General features: G+C 68.9%; 7 protein-coding genes. 6 read left to right on the top strand and 1 reads right to left on the bottom strand.

The genetic code is table 11. The features are described 5' to 3' along the window. Positions 1-28: 28 nt before the first annotated feature. From RZE79_RS23595 to RZE79_RS23580, 4 genes are all read left to right on the top strand, one after another. On the top strand, positions 29-1,180 hold the full coding sequence (locus tag RZE79_RS23595; RefSeq protein WP_319357080.1) for a DUF2827 domain-containing protein: 1,152 nt from the start codon (positions 29-31) through the stop codon (positions 1,178-1,180). After that, the gene (locus tag RZE79_RS23590) at positions 1,177-2,343 is read left to right on the top strand and encodes a DUF2827 domain-containing protein (protein WP_319357079.1); all 1,167 of its coding nucleotides are present in this window, start codon (positions 1,177-1,179) and stop codon (positions 2,341-2,343) included. The genes RZE79_RS23595 and RZE79_RS23590 overlap by 4 nt, the downstream gene beginning before the upstream one ends. 11 nt (positions 2,344-2,354) lie before the next feature. Next, positions 2,355-2,954 carry a hypothetical protein gene (locus RZE79_RS23585; protein ID WP_319357078.1) on the top strand — a complete coding sequence of 200 codons (600 nt, stop codon included), beginning with the start codon at positions 2,355-2,357 and terminating at the stop codon, positions 2,952-2,954. A gap of 154 nt (positions 2,955-3,108) precedes the next feature. After that, on the top strand, positions 3,109-5,373 hold the full coding sequence (locus tag RZE79_RS23580) for an acyl-CoA dehydrogenase (RefSeq protein ID WP_319357077.1): 2,265 nt from the start codon (positions 3,109-3,111) through the stop codon (positions 5,371-5,373). On the opposite strand, the gene RZE79_RS23575 is transcribed toward RZE79_RS23580, so the two are convergent. Further along, entirely contained in the window at positions 5,276-6,130 is an 855-nt protein-coding gene (locus RZE79_RS23575; RefSeq protein ID WP_319357076.1) for a helix-turn-helix transcriptional regulator, read from the bottom strand. The genes RZE79_RS23580 and RZE79_RS23575 overlap by 98 nt on opposite strands. Positions 6,131-6,262: 132 nt before the next feature. Between RZE79_RS23575 and RZE79_RS23570 the strand changes: the two genes are divergently transcribed. Both RZE79_RS23570 and RZE79_RS23565 read left to right on the top strand, forming a co-directional pair. After that, complete coding sequence (locus RZE79_RS23570; RefSeq protein WP_319357075.1) at positions 6,263-6,676, top strand: hypothetical protein; 414 nt, start codon at positions 6,263-6,265, stop codon at positions 6,674-6,676. Between the two features lie 174 nt (positions 6,677-6,850). Then, on the top strand, positions 6,851-9,718 hold the full coding sequence (locus tag RZE79_RS23565; RefSeq protein WP_319357074.1) for an aconitate hydratase: 2,868 nt from the start codon (positions 6,851-6,853) through the stop codon (positions 9,716-9,718). The last annotated feature ends 3 nt before the right edge of the window (positions 9,719-9,721 follow it).

The following is a 9,721-nucleotide window of genomic DNA, read 5'->3' as shown; positions in this document are numbered from 1 at the left end:
CCCTTGTTTTTTGGTACACACTTCGGCCATGCGCATCGGTATTTCAGTCCTCTCCCACGCGGGGCAGAACATCTGGGAAAACGGCATGGGACAGAACGTCCTGTTCCTGGCCCGGCTGCTGCAACGCATCGAATTCGTCGAATCCGTCACGCTCATCGACGCGGGCGACCAGCACGCCATGCCGCCGCAGGTCGACCTGTCGGGCATGGGCCTCACGCTGGGCCGCGCGCGCGAGTTGACCGACGCGCTCGACGTGGTCATCGAAATGGCGGGTGCACTCGACGTGCAGTGGCTGTCGTACTTCCGCGCCTGCGGCGGGCGCGTGGCCTTCCACGGCGTGGGGCAGCCCTTCGCGGCGTTGGCCGAGCCGATCATCTTTGCCGACAAGGGGCACTTCGGCGCCACTGACCGTTGCGACGAGATCTGGCTGCTGCCCAAGGACGCGGGCTTCGCGCCGATGATGCGCACGCTGCACCGCTGCCCGGTGCACGAGGTGCCGTACCTCTGGTCGCCGCAGTTCCTGGCGCAGCGCGTCGACGAGGTGCAGGCGCAGGGCTTCCGCTTTGGCTACCAGCCGCGCACGGCGGAGCAACCGGGTTTTCGGGTGGCGATCTTCGAGCCGAACATCTCGGTCGTGAAGTCGTGCAGCATCCCGATGCTGATCAGCGACGAGGCCTTCCGCGCCAACCCGGAGCACGTCGCGGCGATGCACGTGCTCAACACGCTGCACCTGAAAGACCATCCGACGATGCTCTACCTGGCCAACTCGCTGGACCTCGTGCGCCAGCACAAGGCCACCTTCCACGGGCGGCACGACTTCGCGGGCTTCATGGTGCAGCACGCCGACGCGGTGGTGTCGCACCAGTGGCAGAACGACCAGAACTACAGCTACCTCGACGCGCTGTACGGCAACTACCCGCTGGTGCACAACTCGCCCTGGCTGCGCGACGCCGGCTACTACTACCCCGACTTCGACATCGCCGTCGGTGCCGAGCAACTGGCCGCCGCCGTGCGCGGCCACGACGCGCAGCTCGATGACTACCGTGCGCGCAGCCAGCGCGTGTTCGACGCGATCGATCCGATGCACCCCGCCAACATCGACGGCTACGCGCAGCGGCTGCTGCACCTGGTCGGTGGCGACCCGGCGTTCCGCGCCGGCAACGCGAAGGTGGCCGCATGAGCGACGTGCAGAACCACACTGCAGGCCCGCGCGCAGCCGCTTCACCGACCCGCCTGAAAGTCGGCGTCTCCATCTTCATCCGCAAGGGCGAGCAGAGCCTGTGGGAGAACGGCGTTTATCAAAACTGCCTGTTCCTCGTGATGCTGCTGCTGCGCTCGCCCTGCGTCGAGCGCACGGTGCTGGTGGCCGGCGGCGGCGATGGCGGCCCGGCCGACGCCACCAACTTCCTGGCCGATTCGCCGGTGCCGATCATCGACATGGCCACCGCCGCGCAAGAGCTCGACCTCATGATCGAGATGAGCGCGCAGCTCGGTCGCGACTGGTCGGTGGCGTTCCGCGAACGCGGCGGCAAAATCGTTTCGATGCGCGTGGGCAACGACTACGTGATCGACATCGAGCGCATGACCTTCAACAAGCCGCACGGCATGCTGGTCAGCGGTGCGCCGTACGACGAGGTGTGGACGCTGCCCGAGTACGAAACCTCCTGCAAGCCGTACTTCGCGAGCACCTTCCGCGCGCCCACCAAGCTCATGCCGCACCTGTGGAGCCCGATGGTGGTCGAGAAGGCCATGGCGCGCGGCACCGAGGGCAAGCGCTTTGCCTACGAACCGGGCCGCACGCAATGGCGCGTGGCCATCTTCGAGCCCAACATCTGCATGGTGAAGACCAGCTTCATCCCGATGCTGGGCTGCGAGTCGGCGCACCGCGCGCAGCCGCGTCTCATCGAGAAGATGTGGGTCTACAACAGCTTCCACCTGAAAGAGAAGCCGAACTTCATCGCCTTTGCCCAGAGCCTCGATCTGGTGCGCCATGGCCTGGCGACGTTCGAAGGGCGTTTTCCGCTGTACCAGGTGCTGCCGGGCGCCATCGACGCGGTCTTTGCGCACCACTGGGAGAACGCGCAGAACTACCTCTACTACGAGGCGCTGTACGGCGGCTGGCCGCTCATCCACAACTCGCACCTGATCGGCGACTGCGGCTACCGCTACCACGGCTTCGACTGCGAGGAGGGCGGGCAGGCGCTGCGGCGTGCGTTCGCCGAGCACGACGCCAACCTGCCGGCCTACCGCGCGCGCGCCCGTGCACTCATCGCGAAGCTCGACCCGGAAGGCGAAGAGAACGTGCGCCTCTACTCGGCCGCCATCGAGAGCCTCTACGCGTGAAGGCGACACCGATGAACGTCCTTGCCCGATCCTCTGTCGCAGCCTGGACGCTCGCGATCGCCGGCAGCGCGCTCGCGCAAGGCGTGCTGGCCCCGCCCGCCCAGCCGCAAGACACGCTCACGCGCGCCGCCGCCAGCGTCGGCATCCAGCGCTGCCTGCCCGCCATCACGCGGCTGGCCACGCTCACCGTGCAGGGCAGCCGCGCGCACGACGTGCTGCTCGACTGGGACCGCAAGCGCCCCGACGCCGGCCCGGTGTTCTCGCTGGTGGGCATCCAGTACCCGAATGCGGGCGTGGCCGCGTCGATCACCGCCATCCCCGACGACAGCGGCGCCTGCACCGTGTCGGCCGAGCGCATCTCGGTCGCGCCCTTCACCTGCGCCAGCGTGGCCGAGCAGGAACTGAAGAACTACAAGCGCACGCCGCTGCTGCCGATCTACACGGTCTACACCGACGACAAGGAGCCGACCTCGTCGGTCTCGCTGATCGATTCGCCGCCGGGCTGCCTCGTGATCCGCCGCTACGTCGAGTACGGCTGGCGCGATCCGAACGCGCCGATGCCCGCTGCTGCACCGGCAGCACCGGCCGGGCAGGCGCCCAAGCGCCGCTGATCCGGCGCCGGTTCACGGGCTTGCGCGGGCCCATCTCCGACACGCGCGAACGCCCTTGACCGGCCCGGTGCGAGGCAGTGCGGTCCAACAATGGACGCACGCCGCGCTGTGCTTTTGCGCTTGGCTTGTGGGCGCGGCCTCACAAGGAGACCCCATGTCACTCGCGTCCCTGATCGGCCGATGGGCGATGCAGCCTTTCTCCCAAGCCCTGCCACCGCTGGGCGACACCGAGCGTGCCGCGCTCGAGGCCGGCACGGTCGGGTTCGAGGGCCGGCTCTTCGCCGGGCGCCCCGATTTCGATGTGCTCACGGCCGTCGGCCCCAACCAGCTCAGCGCGCGCGAAAAAGCCTTTCTGTCGAACGAAGTGCCCGCGCTGTGCCGCATGCTCGACGACCACGCCATCGACCAGGCGCGCGACCTGCCGCCCGAGGTGTGGCGCTTCCTGCGCGAGAAGCGCTTCTTCGGGATGATCATTCCCGAGGCATTCGGCGGCCTGGGTTTCGGCCACTTCGCGCATGCCTCGGTGGTGGCGCGCATCGCGAGCGTCAACGTCGCAACGGCCGTCACGGTGATGGTGCCCAACTCGCTCGGGCCGGCCGAGTTGCTGCTGCGTTACGGCACCGACGCGCAGAAAAGCCACTACCTGCCGCGCCTGGCCGACGGCCGCGAGCTGCCTTGCTTCGGCCTGACCTCGCCCTACGCGGGCTCCGACGCCGCCGCGATTCCTGATCGCGGCGTGCTCGTCGAGCGCGAGTTCCAGGGCCGGCGCACGCGCGGCTTTCTGGTCGATTTCGACAAGCGCTACATCACGCTCGCACCGGTCGCCACCGTGGTCGGCCTCGCGTTCCATGCCATCGACGAGAGCCGACCCGAAGGCCAGCGCGAACTGGGCATCACCTGCGCGCTGATTCCCGTGCCGCACGAGGGCATGGAGATCGGCCGGCGCCACCGTCCGATGGACAGCGCCTTCATGAACGGCCCGATCCGCGGCCGGCAGGTGTTCGTGCCGATGGACTGGGTCATCGGCGGCGAGCCGCAGGTGGGGCAGGGCTGGCGCATGCTGATGGAATGCCTGGCCGCGGGCCGTGCCATCTCGCTGCCCGCGCTGGGCTCGGCCATGCAGCAGACGGCGCTGTACGTGAGCAATGCCTACGGCCAGATCCGCGAGCAGTTCGGCCTGCCGGTCGGCAAGTTCCACGCGGTGGCGGGGCTGGTCGCGCAGATGTCGGCGCAGCTGTATGCGACCGATGCCGCGCGGCGCTTCACGGCCGCCGCGCTCGACAACGGCGAGCGGCCCAGCGTGGCCAGCGCGATCCTCAAGGTGCAGCTCACCGAGGCCGGGCGCCGCGCGGTCAACCATGGCATGGACATCCTCGGCGGCAAGGGGATCATCTCGGGCCCGTCGAACCTGCTCGGCGTGGCCTACCGGCAGGCGCCGATCGCGATCACGGTGGAGGGCGCGAACATCCTCACGCGCGCGCTCATCGTGTTCGGGCAGGGCGCGGTGCGCTGCCATCCGCACGTGCTCGACGAGATGGCGGCGGTGCAGGCGAAAGATGAAACGGCGCTCGGCCAGGCGCTCATCGCGCACGGCAAGCATGTGGCCGTCAACCTGTGGCACAGCCTGTTCGGTGCGCCGGTGCTCGGCGATCCGCCTGAGGCGCTGGCGGCCGAAGCGCGGCTCATTGCGCGCATGAGCGCCAAGTACGCGCTCACGGCCGACCTGGCGATGGGGCTGCTCGGCGGCAAGCTCAAGCGCATGGAGCTGCTGTCGGCGCGGCTGGGCGACGTGCTGGCCCACCTGTACCTGGCGAGCGCCTGCGTGTGGCGCTTTCGCGTCGATGCGGCGCCCGAGCTGTTGCCCTTTGCGCAGGCGGCGATCCGGCTGCAGCTGGACGAGGCCGGCAAGATCCTGCGCGACCTGTACGCCAACCTGCCGACGCCGGGGCGGCGCCTGCTCGGCGCGCTGGTGCTGCGCCGCACCGCGCACCTGGCGCCGCTGCGCGATGTGCAGCTGATGGCGCTGGCCGAGCTGCTGCGCACGCGGCCGGACGTGGTCGCGCGCCTCGTGCCCGATCTGGCCGAGCCCGGCCCAGGCGGCCTGCACGACCTGATGCAGGCGATGGCGCTCGGCGCGCAACTGGGTGACGAGACCGCCGCGCTCAACAAGGTGCTGCGCCGCACGCGCTCACTCGAGGAGGCCGCGCGCTCGGCCACCGATCCCGCGCTGGCGCTGGCCTACCTGCAGGCGGCCGACAAGGTCATCCAGGTCGACGACTTCGAGGGGCCGGCGCGCAATGCGGACGGCACCGTCGCCGATCTCAACCGCGCGCCTGCTGTGCAGCCAGCGCCGTCAGCGCCGCCGCCGTCTGCTCGTCCGCCGGAAAGAACGACTCCACCGCGAGTTCCTGCAACGTGACGTCCACCGGCGTGCCGAAGATCGTGATGGTGCTGATGAAGCTCAGCACGCCGCTCGGCATGACCACCTGGAACGGCACGGCCACGGCCGACAGGGCGGTGTCGAGCAGCGGCGCGTCGTGGCTCACGGCCGGCGGCGGGTAGCCTTCCAGCTCGTCGTGCAGCGCCTGCAGCACGGTGTCGCCGGTGGCGGCGATCTGCTGCTGCAGCCGTTCGAGCAGGTGCGTGCGCCATTGCGCCAGGTTCGCGATGCGCGGCGCCACGCCCTCGGGGTGCAGGCTCAGCCGCAGCACATTGATGGGCGGCTTCAGCAGCTCGGCCGAGCAGCCTTCCATGAGCAGCGGCACCAGCGCGTTGTGCGCGACCAGGTTCCAGTGCCGGTCCACGGCCAGCGCGGGGAAGGGCTCGTGGCCCTTCAGCACCAGGTCGATGGCGCGGCGCGCCGAGGCCATGGCGGGGTCGTCGAGCGAGCGCTGGCGGTACATGGGCGCGAAGCCGGCGGCCACCAGCAGCGCATTGCGCTCGCGCAGCGGCACGTCGAGGCGCTCGGCCAGGCGCAGCACCATCTCGCGGCTGGGCGCGGCGCGGCCGGTTTCCACGTAGCTCAGGTGGCGGGTCGAGACCTCGGCCTCCTGCGCCAGGTCGAGCTGGCTCAGGCGGCGGTGGGTGCGCCAGTGCCGCAGGTGGGCGCCGAACGGGTCGCGTGCGCCGGGAAGGCCGGCGGCGGCCTTGGACGAATGGGTGCGGGGGATGTTCATGGAGCCGCATTCTGGCGCGGCGGCGGCGCGGCGCCATGACCTCCCAGGTCATCGACGCGATCCACGTCCGGCGGAATCATCGACCCCAACGCAGCAGGACTGGCCTGCAGCGTACCCACCCAGGAGATTCACATGTCTGTTTTCGCTTCCCCCCGCTTCCTGTCGAACGTGATGTGGGCCGACGCCGCTTCGTGCGCCGCGACCGGCGCGCTGCAGGTGGCGTTCACCGATGTTCTCGCCTCGCTGACCGGCCTGCCGGCCTGGCTGCTCATGGGCACCGGCGTGTTCCTGCTGGCCTACGCGGCGGCCGCCGCCTTCATGGCCAGCCGCGCCACGCCGCCGCGCACACTGATCGGCCTCGTGGTCGTCGGCAACTTCGCCTGGGCCGTGGCCTGCGTGGCGCTGCTGGTGAGCGGCGTGTTCGCGGTCACCGCGCTCGGCACCGCCTGGGTGCTGGCGCAGGCGCTGTGCGTGGTCGTGCTGGCCGAGCTGCAATGGACGGGGCTGCGCCGTTCCCGGGGCGGTGCGCAGATGGCGATGGCCTGAGCGCTTGACCGTCCGCCATACGTCCGCTGCACGCCCGCCGCACCCCGTGTGGCGGGCATTTTTGCTATGAGAACCATAGTCTTGAGAGAGCCCGACAAGGAAGACTGACTACAACGACTGACATTGAACCTCGCTATCCTTGAGAGGCTTCCACGAACACACAGGAGTCCTCTCATGGCCAAAGCCCCGGCGCACGCGTTTGCGTCCACCCTCAAGACCTTCAAGACCGCGTCGGGAAAGTCCGGCAAGTACTGGTCGCTGAAGGAGCTGGCCAAGCAGTACCCGTCCGTGGAACGCCTGCCGGTGTCGATTCGCATCGTGCTCGAGTCGGTGCTGCGCAACTGCGACGGCCAGAAGGTGTCGGCCAAGCACGTCGAAGAGCTGGCCCACTGGGCGCCCAATGCCGAGCGCACCGACGAAATTCCGTTTGTCGTCACCCGCGTGGTGCTGCAGGACTTCACCGGTGTGCCGCTGCTGGCCGACCTGGCCGCCATGCGCAGCGTGGCCGCCAAGCTGGGCAAGTCGCCCAAGACCATCGAGCCGCTGGTGCCCGTCGACCTGGTGGTCGATCACTCGGTGATGGTCGACTACTACGGCACGCCCAAGGCGCTCGACCTGAACATGAAGCTGGAGTTCCAGCGCAACAACGAGCGCTACCAGTTCATGAAGTGGGGCATGCAGGCCTTCGACACCTTCGGCGTCGTGCCGCCGGGCTTCGGCATCGTGCACCAGGTCAACCTCGAGTACTTTGCGCGCGGCGTCTACAAGAGCCCGGCCGACAAGAGCGACACGCCGGTGTACTACCCCGACTCGCTCGTGGGCACCGACAGCCACACCACCATGATCAACGGCGTGGGCGTGGTCGGCTGGGGCGTGGGCGGCATCGAGGCCGAGGCCGCCATGCTGGGCCAGCCGGTCTACATGCTGACGCCCGACGTGGTGGGCTTCGAGCTCACCGGCAAGCTGCGCGAAGGCGTCACGGCCACCGACCTGGTGCTGTACGTCACGGCCATCCTGCGCGCCGAAAAGGTGGTGGGCAAGTTCGTCGAATTCTTCGGCCCCGGCGCCGCATCGATCGCGGTGCCCGACCGCGCCACCATCGGCAACATGGCGCCCGAGTACGGCGCCACCATGGGCTTCTTCCCGGTCGACGAGATGACCGTGGCGTACTTCGAAGGCACGGGCCGCACCAAGGAAGAGGTCGAGCGCTTCGCCGCCTACTACAAGGCGCAGGGCCTGTTCGGCATGCCCGCGCCGGGCGACATCGACTACACCAAGATCGTCAAGCTCGACCTGGGCACCGTCTCGCCGAGCCTGGCCGGCCCCAAGCGCCCGCAGGACCGCATCAACCTGGGCGACCTGTCGACCAAGTTCGCCGAGCTGTACAGCAAGCCCAACGACGCCAACGGCTTCAACCAGCCGGCCGACAAGCTCAAGCAGCGCTACCCGTTGGTCGCCGCCGGCCAGGGCGGCGACGAAGAAGCCGCGCCGCCGCCCGCCGGCGCGCCGCGCGAGGTGGTCGAGATGGTCGCCAACCGTTCGACCAAGGCCGCGGCCCACACGAGCGCTTCGGCACCGCCCGCGCCCAAGGGGCAGGTCACCATCGGCAACGGCGACGTGCTCATTGCCGCCATCACCTCGTGCACCAACACCTCCAACCCGAGCGTGATGCTCGCGGCCGGCCTGCTGGCCAAGAAGGCGGTGGAAGCGGGCCTGAAGGTGCAGCCGCACATCAAGACCTCGCTGGCGCCGGGCTCGCGCATCGTCACTGAATACCTCGAGAAAGCGGGCCTGCTGCCGTACCTCGAAAAGCTGGGCTTCTACCTCGCGGGCTACGGCTGCACCACCTGCATCGGCAACGCCGGCGACCTCACGCCCGAGATCAACGACGCCATCACCAAGAACGACCTCATCGGCGCGGCCGTGCTGTCGGGAAACCGCAATTTCGAGGCGCGCATCCACCCGAACCTGAAGGCCAACTTCCTGGCCTCGCCGCCGCTGGTGGTGGCCTTCGCCATCGCGGGCAACGTGCTGACCGACCTCATGACCCAGCCCGTGGGCAAGGGCAAGGGCGGCAAGGACGTGTACCTGGGCGACATCTGGCCCACGCCCAAGGAGATCGACGACAACCTGCGCTTCGCGATGAACGCCAAGTCGTTCCGTGCGAACTACGAGAAGGTGAAGTCCGATCCGGGCAAGTTCTGGACGAGCATCAAGGGCACGACCGGCCAGGTGTACGACTGGCCCACCTCGACCTACATCGCCGAGCCGCCGTTCTTCGAAGGCTTCCAGATGCAGCCGCACGCGTCCGACGCGGGCATCCAGGGCGCGCGCGTCATGGCGCTGTTCGGCGACTCGATCACCACCGACCACATCTCGCCGGCCGGCTCCATCAAGGAAAGCTCGCCCGCGGGCATCTGGCTCAAGGCCAACGGCGTGGCCAAGGCCGACTTCAACAGCTACGGTTCGCGCCGTGGCAACCACGACGTGATGGTGCGCGGCACCTTCGCCAACGTGCGCATCAAGAACCTGATGATTCCGCCGGACGCCAATGGCACGCAGGAAGAGGGCGGCGTCACGCTGTTCCAGCCGGGCGGCGAGAAGATGTTCATCTACGACGCCGCCATGAAGTACATGGAAGCGGGCACGCCGACCATCGTGTTCGGCGGCGAGGAGTACGGCACCGGCTCGTCGCGCGACTGGGCCGCCAAGGGCACGCAGCTGCTGGGCATCAAGGCCGTGGTGGCGCGCAGCTTCGAGCGCATCCACCGCGCCAACCTGGTCGGCATGGGCGTGCTGCCGCTGCAGTTCCGCGGCGCCGATTCGTGGCAGACGCTGGGCCTCACGGGCGAGGAAAAGATCGACGTCGTGATCGGCGGCGAACTCAAGCCGCAGATGGACGTGAAGCTGGTCGTGCACCGCGCCGATGGCACGCACCAGGAGGTGACGGTGCGCCTGCGCATCGACACGCCGATCGAGGTCGATTACTACAAGCACGGCGGCATCCTGCCGTTCGTGCTGCGGCAGCTGCTGGCGGCCTGACGG

The organism is Variovorax sp. EBFNA2 (assembly GCF_033802765.1).
Lineage (GTDB): Bacteria > Pseudomonadota > Gammaproteobacteria > Burkholderiales > Burkholderiaceae_C > Variovorax > Variovorax paradoxus_H.
Note: the sequence above shows the minus strand (reverse complement) of the source record. Positions and strands in the feature narration are given on the sequence as shown.